General features: G+C 60.0%; 20 protein-coding genes. 4 read left to right on the top strand and 16 right to left on the bottom strand.

Translation table 11 applies throughout. The features are described 5' to 3' along the window. Positions 1-69: 69 nt before the first annotated feature. Complete coding sequence (locus ACWAT4_RS07235; protein WP_449730147.1) at positions 70-933, bottom strand: TetR/AcrR family transcriptional regulator; 864 nt, start codon at positions 931-933, stop codon at positions 70-72. A gap of 492 nt (positions 934-1,425) precedes the next feature. Here ACWAT4_RS07235 and ACWAT4_RS07230 point away from each other — a divergent pair, with 492 nt between their 5' ends. The 4 genes from ACWAT4_RS07230 (at position 1,426) to ACWAT4_RS07215 (ending at position 5,341) form a co-directional block, all read left to right on the top strand. Next, positions 1,426-2,649 (top strand): ABC transporter substrate-binding protein, encoded by a 1,224-nt coding sequence (locus ACWAT4_RS07230; RefSeq protein ID WP_449730146.1) that lies wholly within the window; start codon positions 1,426-1,428, stop codon positions 2,647-2,649. A 224-nt stretch (positions 2,650-2,873) separates the two neighbouring features. Continuing rightward, entirely contained in the window at positions 2,874-3,593 is a 720-nt protein-coding gene (locus ACWAT4_RS07225; RefSeq protein WP_449731174.1) for a LuxR family transcriptional regulator, read from the top strand. A 97-nt stretch (positions 3,594-3,690) separates the two neighbouring features. Further along, positions 3,691-4,323 (top strand): acyl-homoserine-lactone synthase, encoded by a 633-nt coding sequence (locus ACWAT4_RS07220; RefSeq protein ID WP_449730145.1) that lies wholly within the window; start codon positions 3,691-3,693, stop codon positions 4,321-4,323. Positions 4,324-4,405: 82 nt separating this feature from the next. Continuing rightward, positions 4,406-5,341 carry a LysR family transcriptional regulator gene (locus tag ACWAT4_RS07215; protein WP_449730144.1) on the top strand — a complete coding sequence of 312 codons (936 nt, stop codon included), beginning with the start codon at positions 4,406-4,408 and terminating at the stop codon, positions 5,339-5,341. Here the strand turns inward: ACWAT4_RS07215 and ACWAT4_RS07210 are convergent. The 15 genes from ACWAT4_RS07210 to ACWAT4_RS07140 form a co-directional block, all read right to left on the bottom strand. Then, on the bottom strand, positions 5,317-5,556 hold the full coding sequence (locus ACWAT4_RS07210) for a DUF2274 domain-containing protein (RefSeq protein WP_449730143.1): 240 nt from the start codon (positions 5,554-5,556) through the stop codon (positions 5,317-5,319). The genes ACWAT4_RS07215 and ACWAT4_RS07210 overlap by 25 nt on opposite strands. Before the next feature lie 9 nt (positions 5,557-5,565). Next, the gene (locus ACWAT4_RS07205) at positions 5,566-6,783 is read right to left on the bottom strand and encodes a TraB/TrbI/VirB10 family type IV secretion system protein (protein WP_449730142.1); all 1,218 of its coding nucleotides are present in this window, start codon (positions 6,781-6,783) and stop codon (positions 5,566-5,568) included. Further along, on the bottom strand, positions 6,780-7,790 hold the full coding sequence (gene trbG / locus ACWAT4_RS07200; protein ID WP_449731173.1) for a P-type conjugative transfer protein TrbG: 1,011 nt from the start codon (positions 7,788-7,790) through the stop codon (positions 6,780-6,782). The genes ACWAT4_RS07205 and trbG overlap by 4 nt, the downstream gene beginning before the upstream one ends. Before the next feature lie 8 nt (positions 7,791-7,798). Further along, positions 7,799-8,482: a conjugal transfer protein TrbF gene (gene trbF, locus ACWAT4_RS07195; protein ID WP_449731172.1), complete on the bottom strand. Its 684-nt coding sequence runs from the start codon at positions 8,480-8,482 to the stop codon at positions 7,799-7,801. 102 nt (positions 8,483-8,584) lie between these two features. Then, positions 8,585-9,814, bottom strand: coding sequence for a P-type conjugative transfer protein TrbL (gene trbL, locus ACWAT4_RS07190; protein WP_449730141.1), 1,230 nt, complete (start codon positions 9,812-9,814; stop codon positions 8,585-8,587). Next, positions 9,811-10,182, bottom strand: a complete 372-nt coding sequence (gene trbK-alt / locus ACWAT4_RS07185) for a putative entry exclusion protein TrbK-alt (protein ID WP_449730140.1) — start codon at positions 10,180-10,182, stop codon at positions 9,811-9,813. Before trbK-alt ends, trbL begins: the two co-directional genes overlap by 4 nt. Further along, entirely contained in the window at positions 10,182-10,913 is a 732-nt protein-coding gene (trbJ, locus tag ACWAT4_RS07180) for a P-type conjugative transfer protein TrbJ (RefSeq protein WP_449730139.1), read from the bottom strand. Before trbJ ends, trbK-alt begins: the two co-directional genes overlap by 1 nt. Then, positions 10,910-13,351, bottom strand: a complete 2,442-nt coding sequence (gene trbE, locus ACWAT4_RS07175; RefSeq protein ID WP_449730138.1) for a conjugal transfer protein TrbE — start codon at positions 13,349-13,351, stop codon at positions 10,910-10,912. The genes trbJ and trbE overlap by 4 nt, the downstream gene beginning before the upstream one ends. 10 nt (positions 13,352-13,361) lie before the next feature. Continuing rightward, entirely contained in the window at positions 13,362-13,625 is a 264-nt protein-coding gene (locus ACWAT4_RS07170; RefSeq protein ID WP_449730137.1) for a VirB3 family type IV secretion system protein, read from the bottom strand. Beyond that, complete coding sequence (locus ACWAT4_RS07165) at positions 13,625-13,951, bottom strand: TrbC/VirB2 family type IV secretion system protein (RefSeq protein WP_449730136.1); 327 nt, start codon at positions 13,949-13,951, stop codon at positions 13,625-13,627. Before ACWAT4_RS07165 ends, ACWAT4_RS07170 begins: the two co-directional genes overlap by 1 nt. Before the next feature lies 1 nt (position 13,952). Further along, on the bottom strand, positions 13,953-14,915 hold the full coding sequence (trbB, locus tag ACWAT4_RS07160; protein ID WP_449730135.1) for a P-type conjugative transfer ATPase TrbB: 963 nt from the start codon (positions 14,913-14,915) through the stop codon (positions 13,953-13,955). Between the two features lie 230 nt (positions 14,916-15,145). Beyond that, entirely contained in the window at positions 15,146-16,480 is a 1,335-nt protein-coding gene (locus ACWAT4_RS07155; RefSeq protein WP_449730134.1) for an MFS transporter, read from the bottom strand. Between the two features lie 131 nt (positions 16,481-16,611). Continuing rightward, the gene (locus ACWAT4_RS07150) at positions 16,612-17,037 is read right to left on the bottom strand and encodes a CopG family transcriptional regulator (protein WP_449730133.1); all 426 of its coding nucleotides are present in this window, start codon (positions 17,035-17,037) and stop codon (positions 16,612-16,614) included. Between the two features lie 8 nt (positions 17,038-17,045). Further along, entirely contained in the window at positions 17,046-19,031 is a 1,986-nt protein-coding gene (locus ACWAT4_RS07145) for a conjugal transfer protein TraG (RefSeq protein ID WP_449731171.1), read from the bottom strand. A 35-nt stretch (positions 19,032-19,066) separates the two neighbouring features. Continuing rightward, a complete protein-coding gene (locus ACWAT4_RS07140) occupies positions 19,067-20,830 on the bottom strand; it encodes a relaxase/mobilization nuclease domain-containing protein (RefSeq protein ID WP_449730132.1) in 1,764 nt (587 codons plus the stop codon). Between the last annotated feature and the right edge of the window lie 291 nt (positions 20,831-21,121).

Below are 21,121 nucleotides of genomic sequence, written 5' to 3'. Positions count from 1 at the left end.
TAGCCCTACACCTCTACCACCTCGTTAGTCTCAATTGTCCTATGAATTGTATGGCGGGATGTCTTACAACTAAGTCTTCCAGTTAGGATCGAGCGGCAATCGAAGGGCTGCGACAAGGTTTCCGGCGATTTCATTCGGAGTTGCCTTTCCTGATTTGTACCAGATGCTTGCCCAGTTGAGTGCGCCAAGCACCAGCAGTCGCAGAATCCCGGCATCCACCTGGCGAGGCAGCTGAAGATCGTCAATGAGCGATTTGAAGATCGTCTCATAGCCGTTGTTCATCTTTACAAGTCTCGCTTTCACCCGCCCGCCAATTGCGGGCAACCGGGTCGGAATGGCGACGCGCGTGAAGTCGTCATCAACCTCCATCTGCTGCAAGTGTGCGGTGCATGCCGCTAATAGGCGTTCAAATGGCGACGTTGCTTGCGCGATCGCATTCGTCACCGCCATCGTCAGTCTTCGGACTCCTTCCTCATAAACGACCCCGAACAATTCGTCCTTGGACGGAAAGTGGTAGTACAGAGATCCAATAGGGACGTCAGCGGCCTTCGAAATGTCACGCAAAGAAGTCGCATCATAGCCAACTGCCCGAAACAGACGAGCAGCAACGACAGCGAGGTAATCCGCTCGCCCAGCCCCGTCTCTACCAACGGCTTTTGAGATAAGCCGCTTTGATCGTCGACTCACCCGGACCCTTTCTCTGGCGATCAACTGAGGCTTGGTCAGCGCGGTCGGATTTTCTCCCAAGACCAGCTCGATCCGAGCGACCCTTTTTTCGAGCGTGTGGAGGTCGTGACGCTGCCAGACGTACCGCACTCCCGAAGCCGAAACGAATAGGCGCCTGGTTCGCAGTTCCTGCGCGATGCGGTCTTGGCCAAAGCTCGGCTGCTCAAGCGCGAGACGGAGAATGGCTTTTTCAACCTCAGCCGCCACTCGCGGCCGAGCGTTCCTCGGTTTCCGAACGGAAGCCGGGTTGCCCGAAAGCCCACGCCCGATCGCGTTCATCGTCGTGGCCCGCATATCTTTGTTCTTACGTCGCAATTTTCGTACCCAACAGTTGTTGCACCGCATCTTATTTAACCGAAGCGGTCGATTGACCCATTCATTTAGCTTGATCTAGATGAGCTTTACAACGTTTGCTTCGAGACGTGAACGGTCGAGCAGTCGCTATGGGACGCCCCTCCGCGTCCATTGAAAGCGGGACGGCAACCATCATCGAGAGGGCCTAGGGGCATGAGCGCTACGCCTTGCGTCGAGTTTTGTCGAAAGCAACATCGCAGCCATCACGCGGTTGCGCGCCCCTCACATCATGAGCGGGACCCGATGCGTTTGTCTACGAGCAGGGTCCGCAATTCCCCTCGCCGCTCCTGTGCGCGTGTAGAGGCAGATCGAGATTTGGTGCACGTGGGTACAATGGGAGTGACAATGGCAACGCTTCGCGTCATTTCTACCGCAGCCGTCGCTGTTACCCTCTTTGCTAGCTGTGGGGCGGCGTCTGCTCAAAAACAGTACGATCCTGGTGCCAGCGACACCGAGATCAAAGTCGGCAACACAATGCCGTACAGCGGGCCAGCTTCGATATATAGCGTAATTGGCAAGGTCGAAGCCGGCTACTTCAAGATGATCAACGAACAAGGTGGGATCAAGGGCCGCAAGATCAACTTCATTTCCTATGACGATGCCTATAGCCCACCGAAAGCAGTTGAGCAGGCTCGCAAGCTCGTGGAGAGCGATGAAGTATTGTTGATCTTTAACAGCTTCGGAACTCCGTCCAACGTTGCCATCCAGAAATATCTAAACGCTCGAAAGGTACCGCAGCTCTTTGTTGCCTCAGGTGCCGCTTGGGGTGATCCCAAGAATTTTCCCTGGACCATGGGATGGCAACCTCCGTACCAGAGTGAAGGCCGCATCTACGCCAAATATCTCCTGCAGGAGAAACCACAGGCGAAGATCGGAGTGCTCTATCAAAACGATGGCTTAGGTAAGGAATTGCTCAAAGGACTCAAGGATGGGCTCGGCGACAAGACCTCGAGGATAGTCCTGGAAGAGAGTTACGAAACCTCGGAGCCGACGATTGAATCGCACGTTGTCAAGCTAAAGGCATCTGGAGCCGACACGCTTATCCATTTCGCAACGCCAAAGTTCGCCGCCCAGGCGATAAGAAAGGCGGCAGAGCTCAATTGGAAGCCGTTGCAGATCATCGGCAATGTCAGCGTTTCGATCGGCGCGACAATCAAGCCCGCTGGCTTTGAAAACGCCCAGGGACTTATTTCTGCGACCTACGCGAAGGATGGCTCTGACCCGCAATGGGATGATGACCCAGGTATGCAGAAATTCTACGCGTTTCTTTCGAAGTATGTCCCGGAAGCCAACAAGGTCGACAGTTCTGCCGTCTATGGTTATGCGGTAGCTCAGTCCCTCGTCAAAGTGCTGCAGGAGTGCGGGGATGATTTAACCCGAGAGAACATCATGAAACAGGCGTCAAGCCTGAACGAATTCTCCCCCGATCTTCTCCTGCCTGGCATCAAGATCAACACGAGCACGTCTGATTTCTATCCCCTTAAGCAATTGCGGCTCATGCGGCTGAAGGGAGACAATTGGGAGCTGTTTGGTGACGTCATTAGTGGAGAAATCGGCAAATCGCCGTGAAGAGAAAGTACGGCATGCGGGCCCTGGGAATCGTTTTCTCCGATCACGCCGCCAGACACATGCGCCGCTAGTTGCGGTACGAAATTGCGAACCGCGCACGGCCGTCTAGCCGACTGAACCGGGCAAGCACTCCTCCCAAACTTGCCGAGATCAACATGATCTCGGCTCTTTTTTTCCGGCTACTCATCTTCCGATTCGAGAATCGGTCTCCCTTGGCCCCGCCAATGCACCGTATTTTTCAGAATTTCATCGATCTCTTGTCGAAAGCTGAAAATGCCGATGCATTTTGCGAAACTATGGCTTCGACCGCGGCCGCACTCGATTTGTCTTGCTTTGCGTATCTCTCACTACCGGACGCGTCGGACAAACAGCCGCGTGTAATCTCCACATACCCAACCGCCTGGACCACATACTATTTGCGGAATCACTATGAACGAGTTGATCCAGTTGTAGTGCAAGCTCTCAAGGATCCGGAGCCATTCCGATGGGGGATTGGCCGGACGACTAGGCTCATGTCACTGGCGCAACGGGAGGTTCTCGATCAAGCCTCCCAATTCGGGATCCGCTTTGGCTTTACCGTCCCTATTCATGATGGTCATGGTCCTATTGCGGCCCTGACCTTTGCTACTGACCTGCAACGACCGCCGTTTGAAAAATGCATTGATTCGCATGCTCGTGTGTTGCAGCTCATGGCAATGTACTTCCATGCCCACGTCCGACGTAAGCTCTCGGGCGGTCATAAGATTGGCGGAGTACTCCTGTCTCCCCGTGAACTTGAATGCTTGGAATGGGCCGCACGCGGTAAGAGCGCTTGGGAAATAGCCCACATTCTTGGTATCTCACGTCACACCGTAGCATCTTACCTTGACAATGTGAAGGAGAAGCTGGGCGTACGCACAATCGTGCAGGCCGCGGCACGCCTAGTGGCTGCAAAAGGAGAATAGCACAATTAAGGCGGAAGTCCCCCCGTAGGTACGGGTGCTGCCTACAATCAAGAATCGAGCTTCCATTAGGCATGACAGATCCTTCTTGGAGGCATTCATGATTCAGCTCATCATCGAACGGTCGTATGGTGAATTTGTCGAAACTCTCATCGCGATGCACCAACTCCGTCATCGAGTTTTCAAGGAAAGGTTAGGCTGGGAGGTCCATACCAGCGGAGATATGGAGATAGACAATTTTGACGCGCTCCATCCTGCCTATCTCGTTCAACTAGCGTCAGATGGCCGGGTACAAGGCTGCGTTCGACTGCTGCCCTCCGCCGGGCCAACTATGCTGCGTGATACCTTTCCCGAACTCCTTGCCGGTCACAAGGCGCCGTCTAGCTGCTCAATATGGGAAAGCAGCCGCTTTGCATTGGACATCACGACAGACGCTCCAAAAGGGGCGCAAAATATTGCCCGCGCCACATATGAACTGTTCGCTGGAATGATCGAGTTCGGTCTTTCGCGACGACTTTCTGATATCGTCACTGTAACCGACGCTCGAATGGAACGAATCCTACGACGTGCCGGCTGGCCTCTCCGGCGCTTGGGCAACCCGTGCAGTCTTGGAAATACCTTGGCCATTGCTGGCTATCTCGAGATATCCACAGAGATACTGGCCGGGATTCGGAACGCCGGCGGCCTTGCCGGGCCCGTCCTTTGGGAGCCGGTCGTTCTCGCCGTCGCCTAACGCAATGTCTCGCGACAAACAACGTTGCTAGCTCTCAAGCGACATCGCTGCATGCGGCCCGCTACAATGGCATTTCAAGTTGATGGATCAGTCAAGCGTGTTCCAAATACCTGCCGTTGACCTGCAGCAGCTCCGGTTTGCAGTCGCGGCTGCAGATTACGGGAGTATTCGGCAAGCCGCCGAGGTACTGTGCATTCGGCACTCGATGCTGAGCCGATCCATTCGACAGCTTGAGCATCTAATCGGCGTCGCGGTCTTCGAGCGCTCAGGCGCCGGGGTAAAGCCAACAATGGCAGGGCGAAGTGTTCTGCGGATGGCCAGGTTGATTCTGGAACAAGTCGATGTGCTTGCCGCGACCGCAAAATCGAATAGTCGTGGCGAAGCGGGTCGCCTTTCGATCGGCTTTTGCACTTCCATATCCGCAGGCAACCTGCGAGCGACGATGACCGAATTCAAAAGCCGGTTTCCTCAAGTAGAACTCGCGACCGTCGAGCGTTCCCGAATACGCCTGGCAACAGCACTGCGAAATGGTACGGTCGATATTCTGGTCGTAACTGGGGACGTGCCGCTGCCGGACAATGACGTTCGCCTCCTCTGGAGTGAGCGTATCCTGATCTCTTTGGCGGAAAACCATCCATTAGCTGCACGTAGCGTGATCTATTGGACCGACCTGCGAAACGAGACGGTACTTCTAAGTCAGCACGATCCCGGGCGCGAGCTTGAGGATCTCCTGATATCGAAGCTTGTTTCGCCTGCAGATAGACCGAAGGTCGAACGGCACGACGTCAGCCGCGGGATTATCAAAAGTCTCATCAGCATGAAGCTTGGGATTAGCTTGGTCTTGGAATCGGATATTGGTGCGAGTTTCGCCGGCTTGGTTTATCGTGAATTGCGCGACGGGACGGGACCGACACGCGTTGATTTCTCCGCACATTGGCGCGCAGACAACGAAAATCCCGCCTTGGAGCGTTTCCTTACGCTCTTGACTGAACGCTATCCGTCGCCGGCCCGCGATTGAGGAATGCGCCTCAGCCTCGCAAAGCCGCGATCCGTTGCCATGAACCGTGCCAACATTGGCGCGATAAGCTTGCCGGGATCGACGATGGACTGACCGGTTTCGCTTGAAAGGGCTTTCGCATAAGCAACCAGATCTCGATGCACGGAAGCCGGCAATTCGACGTTGACCTTGACGGGCTTGTCGTCGGGTAATGTTCCAATCTTGAGCTTAGCCATTGGTTGTCATCACCCTCTATACGGCTCGAGTACGAGATCACGATTGACGATCACGCGCACCGGGAAGCCCGGACGAATAGTCAGCGTCGGCTGAATATTGAGGCTGCGACGAACAACCTGTTGGCCGGTTTGATTCAGCGAGTCCCCCGCTCCGTGCCGCAGAGCCTGAAGAATCGCACTGTCGTTGCTGTTGGTATCGGAACCCGCGCCGAGTTCGGTACCGACAGCCAGCAGGGTCGAGAGGGCAGCAGCCTTGAACAGCTCGCCCCAGTGGTTGTCGACTTCGTCTTCCAAACCTGAATACCCGGCCGCGTCCGCGCCTGGCTGTCGTTCCAGCACGATCGAACGACCATTCGGCATGATCAGGCGAGTCCAAACCAGCAGGACGCGAGACTGGCCGAACGCGACCTGGCTGTCGTAGACACCGATCAGGCGCGCTCCCTGCGGGATCAGCAGAAGGCGTCCGGTCGGCGAATCAAAGACGCTTTCTGTTACCTGCGCGGTGATTTGTCCTGGCAGGTCCGATCGAATGCCGGTGATCAGGGCGCCTGGAATGACAGTGCCAGCCTGCACGATATATGGTGAAGCCGGCCTCGTGATGCGGTCGGAGCTTACGGTGCGGCGATCCACGGATGCGTTGATGAATGCAAGCTTCCTGTCCTGACCGTTCTGCCCGTATCCTTCATCGCTACTGGAAGTCGAGATCGATGGAGCGCGATCGCTTCCCTGAACCGCGGCAGCAGGCGGACGCACTTCTCTCCCGTTGGTCGAAGCGAACAAGTGGCTCACGCGGGCTGCTTCGGTCTCCTGGTCCCGGCGTTGCTGTTCCGAATCAGGAGCTGCACCGCCGAGCGCCGGCGACTGGCCCTGGGCGGCAAGAATCGGCCGGCCAAGGTCTCCAGGGAGAGGCGGGCCGAGCTGCGGGACGGCTTGGCGCGCCACACCCGAATAGTCTTTCGGCAGCGTCGTAAGGCCATCGGCAATATTGTGATGCTCGGTGCTGTAAAGCTCATCGGTCGCTGGGTTTCTAGAGCGATTGCTCTGCAAGGACCACAAGACGGCCCCGCCGATGACGAGAAAGGCAACCGCACTTCCTCCCGCCAGGACCCTCCGCGACAACCGTGTCACGCGCGGATGCTCCGCTCTTAGCCGGAAGTTCCCAGTAGGGTCGTCCCGTGTCTGCGGCGGAATCGCCTGCTCGTGATCGTTTCCATTCTGGGTATTCATGACGACGGCCTCCCGTCAGTCCTGACAATTCTAACTTTCTGCTGGTGTTCACCCCCGAGTCGCAGTTCTGCGGCTGCAAATAGCCGATCCACGATCAGCACGTTGCCGTAAGCGCGATAGTTGACGAGTTGGGTCTTCCCGTCGGGGCCGATTACGAAGAGCGGCGGCATCTCGCCCTGGACAATTCCTAGCGGGAATTCGACATAGACCTTGCGGCCATCATCGTACGCGGCAAGCGGCCGCCAGGGTGGGCTGTCCCCCTCGATCGCGTAACGAAAGACGCGTTGGGCCGGATCGGGAAGAACAGGTCGCAGTGTGGCCGTTCGCGATCGTTCGCGAATGGTTTCCGGATAGTACCAGGCTACGGATGGCATATATGGCCGCTCGCGGGAACGGAGCTCGATCAGGTAAGTGCGCCGGTCGGTATTGACGACAAGGTTGGTTTCGATCGAAGCGCGCGTCGGCTTCACTAGGATATGGACGCGTCGCGTGTCACCGTTGCCGCTCTCGGTATCGCCCACAACCCAGCGCACTGTGTCTCCGGCGGCGATTGGTCCGGACCCGGTCAATTGTTCTCCCTCCTCAAGCGCAATATCCGTGATTTGTCCGGGTGCGGCGTAAACCTGGTAGAGCGCCCCGGGACTGTACGCGTAGATCTGGGCCGCGTTGAAATATCCCCGCTTGCGCGGTTCGACGCGCGCGGCACTATTTGCGGTTTCAACCCGGCTCACAGGTTCGGCGTCTTCCTTCCCTCCCGCCTTGCCGCCCAGAACAGGTTTCCAAAGCGGCGGAACATGAAGCGGCCGCGATCTGTCGTCGACCGGCACTGGAGGCGCCGGCAACGCAGGCACTTCGGCGTCGTAGCTGATCTTTGGCGGAATGTAGCTTGCGCACCCTCCGAGAGCGGACGAACAAACCAACAGAGCGAAAAAGACCACCCGCTTCGAGGTCACGAGCCCGGCGAGCTCGCGGTGTGGGATGAAATGGTTTGCATAAGCGTTGGACATCGTCTTGGTCACTGACCCAGCTCCTTCGACCAGTTGATGGCGCGGACGTAGACGCCAAGAGGATTTTTGCGCAGGCGTTCGGCATCGCGCGGCGTCTCGATGACGACCGTGAGTATCGCGGTCCAGCGTTCGGTCGAGCTCAACGAGCCGTTGTCGTAAATGCGTTGGGTCCACGCGACCCGAAAGCTGTCAGGTGAGGCACGAATGACGCTCGAGACATCGACGGAGATCTGCGCCTTGCCCAGCTTTGCAAAGGGATCGTTGTTACGCGCGAAGTCGTTGAGCGCGGCGGCGCCGCGATCGGTCGCAAAGTCATAGGCCCGAAGCCAATTCTGGCGCAGAACAATGCCGTCGGCCGGTAGCCCTCTGACATCCTCGATAAAGCGTGCCAGATGGTAGGCAATCTGCGCGTCGGTGGGTTGATAGTCGAAATTTGCCGGCGCAACCCTCTGGGCCTGACCGAGCCGATCGACTTCCACCACCCAGGGCGTGATCGATCCCTGTGCCGATTGCCAGACAAGTCCACTAGCGAGGCCGGCTGACAGCATGAGACAGCCGAACGCCATGAGGCGCCAGTTCTTGGCCTGCACGCGGGCAGATCCAATACGTTCATCCCAGACCTGTGCTGCCTTTTGATAAGGTGTAATTGGTCCGGGCATGCGCCCGTAGTGAACAGAAGGTCGTTTGAACATCGATAATGTCCCATTGGATCGAGTGATCGGTGTGACGTCGTGCGGTTTCATGGCTCGGGACGTCGCTGCCTACGACGATTGGAAGGCGACCCTGGCCTCGTTTCAGCGTTCTCCTTCGGACAGATCGACGGAGGAGCCGCTGCCGCCATGATCGCCGGAGCGGACCGCGTGGCCGGCGGTCGACGCGCCATGTTGGATAGTCTGGGCACGCTTCATGCGCCGCGCCCAATCGGGGGGCCCGTCCGCAGAAGCGCTCGCGGTCGGTTCACTCGCTTGTCCGCTACTGGTGAGCGCGGTCGCAGCTCGACGTAACGGGCTCATGGCGGCCGAGCTACCGGCTTCAGCGATGCCGGCAAGTCCTCCGCTTCGATAGGCCGCGGATGCACCGGTCAAGACGGCCGCGCCGCCGCGCGCGGCACCTGCGAGCGCTCCCGCGGCGAGACCGGCACCACCGGCGGCAAGGCCGGCGCCCGCCGCAACGACACCGCCAGCGGCAAGGCCGGTTCCGATCGCAGCGCCCGCACCAAGTTGCGGTCCGCCGGAGGCCAGGCCGTTTGCAATTCCGGGGCCAAAGATACCAAGGCCCAACAATGAGAGTGCCGCGAGCACTAGTGTCATCGCGTCTTCAATCGTCGGCTGTGCGCCGCCGAAGCCTGAGGTGAACTGTGAGAACAGGGTCGAGCCAATGCCGACGATGACAGCCAGGACCAGGACCTTAATGCCGGAGGATATGACGTTGCCCAGGACACGCTCGGCCGCGAATGCAGTCTTGCCAAACAGACCGAAGGGAATGAGCACGAAGCCGGCCAGCGTCGTGAGCTTGAACTCAATCAGGGTGACGAAGAGCTGGATCGCCAGAATGAAGAAGGCCAGCAGCACCACGACCCAGGCGAACAGGAGAACGACGATCTGGACGAAGTTCTCGAAAAAGCTGATGTAGCCCATAAGGCTCGAAATCGAATCGAGCAGCGGTCGGCCGGCATCGAGACCGACTTGAGCGATCTTTCCCGGTCGCAAGAAATCTCCTGACGATAGGCTTGTGCCGGACGCTTTCAGCCCAAGACCCGCAAAGCTTTCGAAGACGATGCGCGCCAAGCCGTTCCAGTTGCCGATGAGGTAGGCGAAGACGCCGACGAACAGCGTCTTCTTGACGAGGCGCGCGACGGTGTCCTCGTCCGGTCCCCAACTCCAGAAGAGCGCGGCAAGCGTGATGTCGATCGCGGCCAGGGTTGTCGCGAGATATCCGACGTCGCCACCCAGCAGCCCGAAGCCGTTATCGATGTAGCGCGTGAATGTCTCGAGGAATTGGTCGATGATGCCGGTGCCGGTCATGGCTTGCTCGCTTCAGGCAGCGCCACGGATGGATACCCTTGGGGCATCCGGCTCTCGTCCTTTGGCGCGTGCGTCAGGCCCGCGACTGGATCGGGATGCCGAGACGCGGCAGCACTATCCTTCCTGCCAAAGAAGTGTCGCCGGTTTTCACCCCAAACTTTCTGGCAATGCTGATAACCTTCCGCATCCTCCGGAGTGATGGTGCGGCAGCGGGCTAGATCGGAACCGTCGACGTCAGAGTTCTGCTTTGCCTTTGGCGGCGCTGAACCGCCTTCTCCGCCACGAAGCTGGATCGTGCAGGCCGCGACGACCAGTATCCCGATGCTTGTGAGTAGCGATAACGCCTTGAACGGGCTTGTATCGGTCATCAGTGGAACATCCGCACGTCTTGGGATTGATAGCCCTGCCCCGGCGTCAGAAACCGTCGGAGTTGCTCTCGGCCCTGGTCTTGCGCAGTCGCGCGCTGCGCCGCTTCAAGGCTCTGCGCCCTCCCCTGTGCGGCCACGGTGGCGGTAAGATCGGCAAGCTGCTGCGCCTGAAGCGCAAGGATCTGGTTGCCGGCCTGGGTTGCCTGCAGGGCGCCGCTGGCACCCTGACTTGACGTCACAAGCGCCGAAGTCTGGATGCGGTTGGTATCGAGATTGCCGACGACTCCCGCCTGGACCCGGAGTGAATCCTGCAACGCAGCGACCGAGTTCTGCCAACGCGATTGCGCGTTGGCCATCAGTACCTGATTGGACTGGCTTCCGGTCACCGGTCCATAGCTGGTCGAGAACACGCGATCGATCTGCTGGACGTCGTAGGCGATGCGCTGAGCCTGGGCCAGCAATTGCTGGGTCCGCTGGATCGAGAATTGCAGTTGCTGTAGCGACGAGTACGGCAGGTTTGCCAGATTCTTTGCCTGATTGATCAGCATCAGCGCCTGGTTCTGCAACGAGGTGATCTGATTGTTGATCTGCTGCAACTCGCGCGCGGCGGTCAGGACGTTCTGGACGTAATTGTTCGGATCGAAGACGATCCACTGCGCCTGTGCAGGCGCTGTGGCGCAAAGCGTGACGGCGACGGCGCCGGCAGCCAGCAAAGAGCTAAGACGGCTCATAGCGATCTCTCCAGATTGCCGAGATTGGGGATCAGGTCGGTGGCCCAGGCGACGCCACGGTGCTGGAGCCATGCGGCCATGAAGCCGTCACGTCCATGTTCCGCGAGCAGTTGCCCGATGGTAGCTTGGTCGGTCTTGGAAGAGGCCGCCGTAAAGGCGAGCGCAACTTCCCCAAGGCCAAGTTCGAACATCCGGTTGCCGCGGCGCGACTGGCAGTAATAGTCACGCTTCGGTGTGGCGCGGCTCAACAGCTCGATTTGGCGGTCATTGAGGCCGAAGCGGCGATAGATCGCGGTGATCTGCGGCTCGATCGCCCGCTCGTTCGGCAGCAACAGCCGCGTCGGACAACTCTCGATGATCGCCGGCGCAATCGCAGAGCCATCGATGTCTGAAAGCGATTGGGTAGCAAAGATAACGGAAGCATTCTTCTTGCGAAGCGTCTTCAGCCACTCCCGGAGTTGACCGGCGAAATCCTCGTCGTCGAGAGCAAGCCAGCCCTCGTCGACGATGAGAAGTGTGGGCCGGCCGTCGAGACGATCCCCGATTCGATGAAAGAGGTAGGCCAGCACGGCCGGTGCCGCGCTCGTTCCGATCAAGCCCTCGGTCTCGAACGCCTGGATCGAGGCCTCGCCGAGGCGCTCGAATTCGGCATCAAGCAGGCGCCCCGACGGACCGCCCAGGCAGTAGGGTTGCAAGGCACGCTTCAGAGAGTTGGATTGCAGGAGGACCGATAGCCCCGTCAGGGTGCGTTCCTGCATCGGCGCCGAGGCGAGCGACGTCAGCGCCGACCACAGGTGATCTTTGACCTCCGGGGTGATCTCGATCTTTTCTCGTGCCAGGATCGCGCCGATCCATTCCGTCGCCCATCCGCGCTCGGAAGGATCATCAATCCAGGCCAGCGGCTGCAGGGCGACGGGTTGTTCATCTCCGTCGGACAATGCGCCGCCGAGATCATGCCAATCACCGCCCATGGCGAGGGCGGCCGCCCGAATCGAACCACCGAAGTCAAACGCAAAGACCTGAGAGTTCGGGTAACGGCGGAACTGCAGCGCCATCAGCGCCAGCAACACCGATTTGCCCGCCCCTGTCGGTCCCACCACGAGGGTATGGCCGACGTCGCCGACATGGAGGGAGAACCGGAATGGGGTCGATCCCTCGGTCTTGCCAAACAGGAGCGGCGGGCCCTTGAAATGCAGATCCCTCGCCTCTCCCGCCCACACAGCCGACATCGGAATCATATGAGCGAGGTTGAGGGTCGAGACCGGCGGTTGCCGTACATTGGCATAGACGTGTCCCGGCAGGCTGCCGAGCCAGGCTTCGACGGCGTTCACCGTCTCGATCATGCAGGTGAAATCGCGGCCCTGAATGACCTTTTCGACCAGCCGCAGCTTTTCGTCGGCTGCACCGGGATCGCCGTCCCAGACGGTAATGGTCGCCGTGACAAAGGCTTGTCCGATCTGATCCGAACCCAGTTCCTGGAGGGCGGCGTCGGCGTCGATTGCCTTGTTGTGAGCGTCGGTATCGAGCAGCGTCGACGCCTCGTTGGTCATGACCTCTTTGAGAATGGCGCCAATCGATTTTCTCTTTGCGAACCACTGGCGACGGATTTTGGTCAGCAGCTTGGTGGCTTCGGTCTTGTCGAGCATGATCGCGCGCGTCGACCAGCGATACGAAAACGCCAGGCGATTCAGGTCATCCAGAATTCCCGGCGTCGTCGTACCCGGGAAGCCGACGATCGTGAGAACTCGCATATTGGCCGAGCCCAACATCGGCTCGAGCCCGCCGGTCAACGGCTGGTCAGCGAGCAACGCATCGATGTACATGGGAATTTCGGGCACCCGAACGCGGTGACGCTTGGTCGAGATCGTCGAGTGGAGATAGGTCAGCGAGGCCTGATCATCGAGCCAGGCGCATTCCGGCATGAACCCTTCAACGAGTTGAAGCACGCGGTTGGTTTGATCGACAAACCCGCGGAGCACCTCGCGAGCATCTGCTCCAACGCTTCGATCGCGGCCCTCATAGAGCAGTCGCTCTGCCTTCGCCGCGCCTTCCTCCGGCGGGAGATAGAGGAAGGTCAGGAAATAGCTCGACTCATAGTGAGCGCCTGCCTCCTCGAACTGTGCTCTCCGCTCGGCGTCGACCAGTGCAGATGCGACATCCGGAAAGGTGTTTGGCGGGTAGACACCTGCAAAATGGCGCTGTGCCTCAACGAACACCGCCCAGCCGGATCCCAGACGGCGCAAGGCGTTGTTCAGACGGCCGGCGACGGCGACAAGTTCAGCCGGCACCGCACTGTCTAGGTCGGGTCCACGAAATTTGGCCGTCCGTTGAAACGAACCGTCCTTGTTCAGAATAATTCCCTCGTCGACCAGGGCTGCCCAAGGCAGGAAGTCGGCGAGACGGGCATTGGAATGGCGATATTCGGCAAGGTTCATCATGACCAGGAGCTCAGACGTTGAGATGACCGGGAATGCGCAGATGCCGGCGCACCACATCGACGAAGGCGGGATCGCGCTTAGCAGCCCAGACGGCGGCCATGTGACCAATGAACCAGAGGACGAGACCCGCGATCCACAGCCGCAGTCCAAGTCCAAGGGCGGCCGCCAACGTACCGTTGACGATCGCGACCGATCGCGGCGCACCGCCCATCAGGATGGGCTCGGTGAGCGCGCGATGAACGGGCACGACAAAGCCTGCTGCCGGCTCATCCATCAGATCACCACGCCGCCACCGAAGGAGAAGAACGATAGGAAGAAGCTCGAGGCGGCGAAGGCGATCGACAGACCGAAGACGATCTGGATCAGCCTGCGGAAACCACCGGACGAATCGCCGAAGGCGAGCGTGAGCCCGGTCACGACGATGATGATGACGGCAATGATCTTCGCGACCGGACCTTCAACCGACTGCAGGATTTGGTTGAGTGGCTGCTCCCATGGCATGTTCGAGCCAGCCGCCCACGCCGGCGCCGTCGTCAGAAGAACCGTGCCGAAAGCTGCCAGTGAAGCCGCTTCTCGAAGTAAGCGACGTTGCAGACGCATGTTAGTCTCCTGCTGATGAAAGGCTGTAGTCGCCGGCACTCCCCAGCCCTGTGACCAGGGCGAGTTCGGCGAGGCGTCGGTCCGAGCCGCGGCCGGCGAGCACGGCGACGAGGTTGATGGTCTCGGCGATCAGGGCACGCGGGACCGTGATGACGGCTTCCTGGATAAGCTGCTCGAGCCGACGCAGCGCGCCGAGCGCGGTACCCGCATGGATTGTCCCGATGCCGCCGGGGTGACCGGTGCCCCACGCCTTGAGCAAGTCTAACGCTTCGGCGCCCCGGACTTCACCGATCGGGATGCGGTCAGGACGCAGCCGAAGCGAGGACCGGACAAGGTCAGATAGCGTCGCTACGCCGTCCTTAGTCCGCAGCGCAACGAGATTGGGCGCCTTGCATTGGAGTTCGCGTGTATCTTCGATCAGAACGACCCGATCGGAGGTCTTTGCCACCTCGGCCAAGAGCGCGTTGGTCAACGTTGTCTTGCCGGTCGACGTACCGCCAGCGACGAGGATGTTCTTGCGCGTGTCGACCGCAACCTTTAAGGCGCTGGCCTGATCCGATGTCATCGTTCCCGCGGCAACATAGTCGTCGAGTGTAAACACCGCGACCGCGGGCTTACGGATAGCGAAGGCGGGAGCCGCAACGACTGGAGGTAACAACCCTTCGAAGCGCTCGCCGGTCCCAGGTAGCTCGGCAGAGACGCGCGGCGAGCCAGCATGCACCTCCGCGCCTACATGGTGTGCCACCAGGCGAACGATACGCTCGCCGTCCGCCGCAGACAAAGTTTCGCCGGTATCAGTGAGGCCACTTGACAGCCGATCAATCCACAAACGCCCATCCGGATTGAGCATGACTTCGATGATTGCGTCGTCTTCCAGATAACCCGCAATCGCCGTACCAAGTGCGCTACGCAGCATTCGCGCACCCCGCGAATTCGCCTCCGATTGAAAGGAATGGATTGCCATCGCCGCCCCCACCGAATGAGGACGTCCAAAGAGCGTCCTCAGATGGGTTGATTAGAAAAGCCACTGAACAATTTGAGGCAACAAGCGCTTACGGTGATCGTAGGCTGGCGTAGAAAAAGAAAAACCGAGAACAGATATTTGACCCCTGCTCGAACGAACAGGTTCGATAGCGACGAATTTTGATCAGTGTTCGTCGGGAAGGGTTTGCACGCAACGTTGCGTGTCGCGGCTCACCACTCCGCATCGCCATCGATCGGTATTAGTACGATCGCTTGCTCGTACGGAGTTGCAGGTTCAACTGCCTCGGAAGCGATAGTTGGCGCGAAGAAGGCAATTGAACCCATCCACCTAGTGAAGGATCGGAACGACGGTAGCGCGAACCAAACCAACGCCCCGATCTGCAGTACAGCGTTGACACCAAATGCGATCTGATATGCCAGGATGGCCCTATGGCTATCATCCGTGCGCCATTGCTCCAGAATCAAGCCCGTCCCGTATTGAGCCACAAATGCCCACCCGAAGTGCAGGACGTTCAAGGCACCGTTGGCACGTCCGGCAAGCTCTGGCGGAAAGTAATCAGCTATGACCGCAAAACTGACCACGGTCGCCGTTCCGACAATCGCGACAACAGACCACGGCAATATGGAGGGCAAAGGCGCGCGCAGGATCAAGGCAAGCTCGGCTGCGATGAACAGCACTGCGACAATCGCCAGTATCGTTTCCGCTCCAGATCCTCTTCGTCGCATGCAATGGACCGTTGTGCCGAACAACCAGGCACCGCCAGAAAGTACGATCGACATGATGAACAGCTGTCCGACGAGACTCTCACGACCAAGTCCCTCTACGTCCGCCAGCCATGGTGCCGCCCACAATCCCTGCAGAGACCAGGCTGATCCCACGCAAGTCGCCGACAACGGGGCAATTCGCCAGAAGCGCCTGTCGCCAAAAACGGAGCTGAGGGTGGCGGGGATTGATCCTATTGATGGGGTGATGACACGTTCAGGGACCACGATGTAGATGAGCACGGCCGTGGCGCCGGTCGCGACCGCCAAGATTTCAAAGAGCTGTCGCCAGCCAATCCAGGCGAGCAGGTGTTCGGCGGGGGTCGTGGCGGTCACCGCTCCGAGCGAGCCCAGCATGATCATGTAGCCGTTGAGCAAGGCCACTCGTTCCCTGGGAAACCAGAGAACGATGGATTTCAACCCCGCTGTCAGCGCGGCCGCCACCCCTAGGCCGATCATTGCTCGCGAAATCAAGAGCGACGGCAACCCGGTCGACATCGCGAATAGGCCGGCACCCGCCGCGGCGACCAAGAGCAAGCAACTTTGGACGCGACGCGGACCAAAGCGGTCCAGCAATATCCCGATGGGGATCTGAGCCGCCGCGAACACCAGGAAATAGACTGACGTGAGCAACCCGAGGTCAGCAGTCCCGAGCCCGGTCTCCGTGATGAGATGGCCGGAGATCAGAGCGTTGATCGTTCGGAACAGGTATGAAAGATAGTATCCAGCAGCGAATGGAAGAAAAACGCGCGCGATGAGGCGCCACGCCACTGAAATTTGCATGCTGGCCCCTTTGCTCTTCAGCTCATTCGAGCCGATAGCGCGTCCAGCTTTCTGTCGGCTTGGCTAAATTGCTGCGTCGTATGGTGGCGTAGAAAAAGAACGGCCGGCGAAATGGCTCCCACGTGGTTCAATCAGGTTTCGCTGCCCGGCTCCTGACGAACGATATCTTCGGGGATCTCGCGCAGGAAGCTCTGCCCCTTCTGCAAGCGACGACCGAGCGCTTCGACAAATCCTTCAAAACGCTCCCGACCCTTGAGCTGCGCCGTCGCCTGTGCGTCATTGGGCAATGGCGGCGTGATCGTCAGCCAGAAGCGGATGAAGAGGGCCAGGGTTTCGGCCGTCAGGCCGACGTCACGCTCCAGTCTCTGCATCTGACGCGATAGACGGTCCAGGCGACGGGTGAACGCCGCCTCCCGCCTGTCCACCGCGTCTGGTGACAGAAAGGACGCAACTGCCGCTTCCACAATCGCAGACCTGGAAAGATTCTTCCGATCGGCAAGGTCCGCGATCTGCTTCAGAAGTTCCGGCGGAAAATATACGTTCATCCGGTCGCGCATATAACGGTTCAGGGCTCCATGCCGTCGTTGGGATCAAGGGCTGCTTGGCGGGCAACGCCGCGCATCTGTTGGCGTATGAGCCGGGACTGGCGGACCGCATCCTCGTCGTCGTCGAGAACAACGGCAAACTCTTCTGCCGGCGTATGCTCCGTTGTCTCCTTGACGATCGCAACGTGATCGGGAAGCTCGGGCTCACGACGAAGTCCACTATTGGCCGTGTCCTCCCTCTGCCCTGCCCTGTCGGTTGGATCCGTCGCCGGCTCGGGCAGACCAAGCATCGACCATCCGTCCGTTCGCGATGACCGACCGGACGCCGCCGGATCGGGCGGCGGCAACACCCGCTCGGTGAATCGGCGATCCTCGTAATAGCGAGCCTTCATTGCCCGGATCGGCGGCGTGCCCGCGACCATGACAATTTCGTCTCGCGGCGGAAGCTGCATGACCTCACCTGGGGTCAAGAGTGGCCTCGCCGTCTCCTGTCGAGATACCATGAGGTGCCCCAGCCAGGGGTTCAATCTGTGCCCGGCATAGTTCTTCATTGCTCTCATCTCGGTCGCCGTGCCCAGTGCGTCGGACACGCGCTTGGCAGTCCGCTCGTCATTGGTCGCGAAGCTGACCCGAACGTGGCAGTTGTCGAGAATGGCATTGTTCGGCCCATAAGCCTTCTCGATCTGATTGAGCGATTGCGCGATCAAAAAGCTCTTGATGCCGTAGCCCGCCATAAAGGCTAGCGCGGACTCGAAGAAATCGAGCCGCCCGAGCGCGGGGAACTCGTCGAGCATCATCAAGACACGGTGCCGGCGGTTGCTGGCGTGCAAGTCTTCGGTCAGGCGCCGGCCGATCTGGTTCAGCACCAGGCGGATCAGCGGCTTGGTCCGCGAGATGTCGGAAGGTGGCACCACGAGGTAAAGCGACGCTGGCCAGGGATCGGAGATCAGGTCGGCAATTCGCCAGTCGCACCGGCGGGTCACCTCGGCCACGACGGGATCACGATAAAGTCCAAGGAACGACATCGCGGTGGACAGGACCCCGGAACGTTCGTTGTCGGATTTGTTGAGAAGCTCTCTCGCGGTCGAAGCAACCACGGGGTGGGCACCCTGCTCACCAAGGTGCGGCGTCGTCATCATGGCCTTCAGCGTCACCTCGATCGGCCGCTTCGGGTCGGACAGAAAGGCGGCCACGCCGGCCAAGGTCTTGTCAGGCTCGGCATAGAGGACGTGGAGAATGGCACCGACCAGGAGCGAATGACTGGTCTTCTCCCAGTGGTTCCGCTTGTCGAGTGAACCCTCGGGGTCAACCAGGACGTCGGCGACGTTCTGGACGTCGCGAACCTCCCACTCCCCGCGCCGGACCTCGAGTAGCGGATTGTAGGCTGAGGAATTGGTGTTGGTCGGGTCAAACAACAGGACGCGCCCATGACGGGAGCGGAAACCGGCGGTCAGTTGCCAGTTCTCGCCCTTGATATCGTGAACGATAGCCGAGCCGGGCCAAGTCAGCAGTGAGGGAACGACGAGACCGACACCTTTCCCGGACCGAGTGGGAGCAAAACACAACACGTGTTCCGGTCCATCATGGCGAACGTAGTCATCCTCGAGCTTGCCCAGCACCACGCCATCTGGACCGAGAAGACAGGCGGCTCTCACCTCTTCCAGACCGGCCCAGCGCGCCGAGCCGTAGGTCTCGACATTCTTGGCCTCGCGGGCCCGCCAGACCGACATCCCGATCGCCGCCGCGATCGAAACGACGGTCCCGGACGCCGCAATGAAGGCGCCCTCGACAAACACCCGAGGTGCATACGCATCGTAGACGAACCACCACCAGAAGAAGATCGGCGGATAGTAGATCCTCCAACCCCACAACTCGAACCAGGGGTGCCCAAGCTCCGGCTGGTAGGCGAGCCGCCAGGCTGTCCATTCGGTTGCTCCCCAGATCGCCATCAAAACGATCAGGCCGACAACGATTACCTGGCCCCAGAGGATCTTGGTTCCTGACATCCCGAAGGTCCTTCCCAATTGAATTGGCGAGATAGCTAGAGGCCCAGGTCGCGCTTGCGGCCAAAGCCCCATTCGATGCCCCCGCCGTCCTTCGCGACGCCGGTGACGTGTTGGCCGAACTTCTTCTCGAGCTCGCGCGACCACGGCACGAGCTGGAAGCCGAGCCCATTGTCGATCATGGCGAAACGCCCCGACGCCAACGTCAGCCGTTGGCGATACGTGCCTGCCACATGCTCCCCGGACGCTGACTTCACATGAGGCAGACCGGAGTCTGCCGAGACCTTGGCTCCCACCTCGTCCAGTTCGCGTCGACGCAGCGTGTTCAGGAGATCGCGTTGCAGGATAATGCGTTGGCCCTGCCGCCGTGCCAGGCCGTCCTGAATCAGATGCTCGGTCCGGGCTTCCATGGCGTCACGGGCCTCGCGGCCGAATCCTCCCATGGCGAGCGGCATCGGATCGCGCTCGACCAGCCTGTGGTCGAGCCAGGTCGCCCCTTTCGCGGTGACTTGCTCACCAAGGTCAAGATCGGAACGGGTCGCCAGCATCAGCGTTGGACGCGGATCGCTAGCTTGACCAAAGCGTCGGACTTCGACGATGCCGCCGATCGGCGGCGCATGTTCGAAGGCCTCGATCCCGTGGAAGCGGACGTGATGTACACGTCCGTCGGTTCCGTCGATCACGGCGAAGGCCTCGCCGGTCAGTTCGTCATGCAGTCCTCGATCAATCAAGCGTCCGACGATCTGGGATGCCGGCGGTCCACCTTCGATGACGTAGTCGGCAACACCACGCACTTCCCCACGTTCGGTAAAGGCGCGGTGCATCGTCTTGATGATGTCGCCGCGCTGGCCAAGGTCGCGCAAGCTGCGTTCGGCCTCGAGCCCTACCATCCATTCCCCAGGTGCCGCTGACGCCGCAAGGCCCATCTTGTCCAAGTGCTGGAGTCGGCCAACCATCAGACGCCGGATCTCGGGATCAGCGCTGCCCGGATTATCGGGGCGAAGATCGATATAGCCGGTCTCGTCGGCTGCCAGCCGGATCTCCCGATCGAGTCGGGTCCATCGCTCTGCCGTAACCTCCCTCTCCAGCGACTTGCGGATCTCGTGCTCTGGTTTTGGGCCCAATTCGATGCCGACCAGTTCCTCAGCGCGTGAGCGCAAGCCTCGGCTGATGTAGTCCCGGGAGATCACGAGATCAGCGCCTTCCTCATCGACTCCCCGAACGAGAAGATGGACGTGAGGATTGTCTGTATTCCAGTGATCAACAGCTACCCAATCGAGCCCCGTGCCTAGGTCGATCTCCATTTGCCGGGCCAGGTCGCGGGTGAAAGCCCTGAGGTTGGTCATGTCGCCGGCGTCCTCGGGCGAGACGATGAACCGGAAATGGTGACGGTCGTCCTTGCAGCGTTCCGCAAAGGCCGCGCCGTCGGCCCGGTCGCTGCCGGCGTCGAACATCACGGCCCTCTCGCCGCTCCGGGTGACGCCATCGCGCTTCAGGTACGAAAGATGGGCCGTCAGTGGTGCTGAGCGGAAGGCTCGACCCTTGTGACGTACAACGCGCGCCTTCGCCACAACGCGCCGCGTTGAACTGAACAATCGACTCCGGCTAAAGGCGAGCCGGCCGCGGCCAAACGTCGAGCGCCCGTACGCCGCAGAACGCTTGCCAACTGCCGCCTCCCCTGAGGTGTGCCCGGCTTTCTTCGCGGCGCGTAGCACCTGATTGATGAAGCTCTTCGGCTTGGGTGCACGGGTGCTGCGAATGCGCCCGGGCCGAATACGCAGATCGCTGTCGCCAACAGTCACGGCCGGGCCTCGATGAACGCAAAGGCGCCCACAGTGCCGAAAATGTCCTTGATTGCATTGTTAAAACTACATGGCGCGGCACGCGCCACGACCGACCGACACGCCAGAACCCAAGCCATGCCAATGGCTTGCGGTTCGACCGGTGAGCCCCTTTTATCTCGCCGTCCTGACGTCGTAGTCCCCCGGCCGCCCCCGATTGTTTGCGAGCGCTTGCGATAGCGATCGTTACCCGAAGGGCCGAGACACCCGTAGGGTGGCTCGGTGAGGAGCGAAGCGACGAGTAGAGCGCGG

The sequence above is a fragment of the Bradyrhizobium sp. T-1 genome (genome assembly GCF_053592855.1).
Note: the sequence above shows the minus strand (reverse complement) of the source record. Positions and strands in the feature narration are given on the sequence as shown.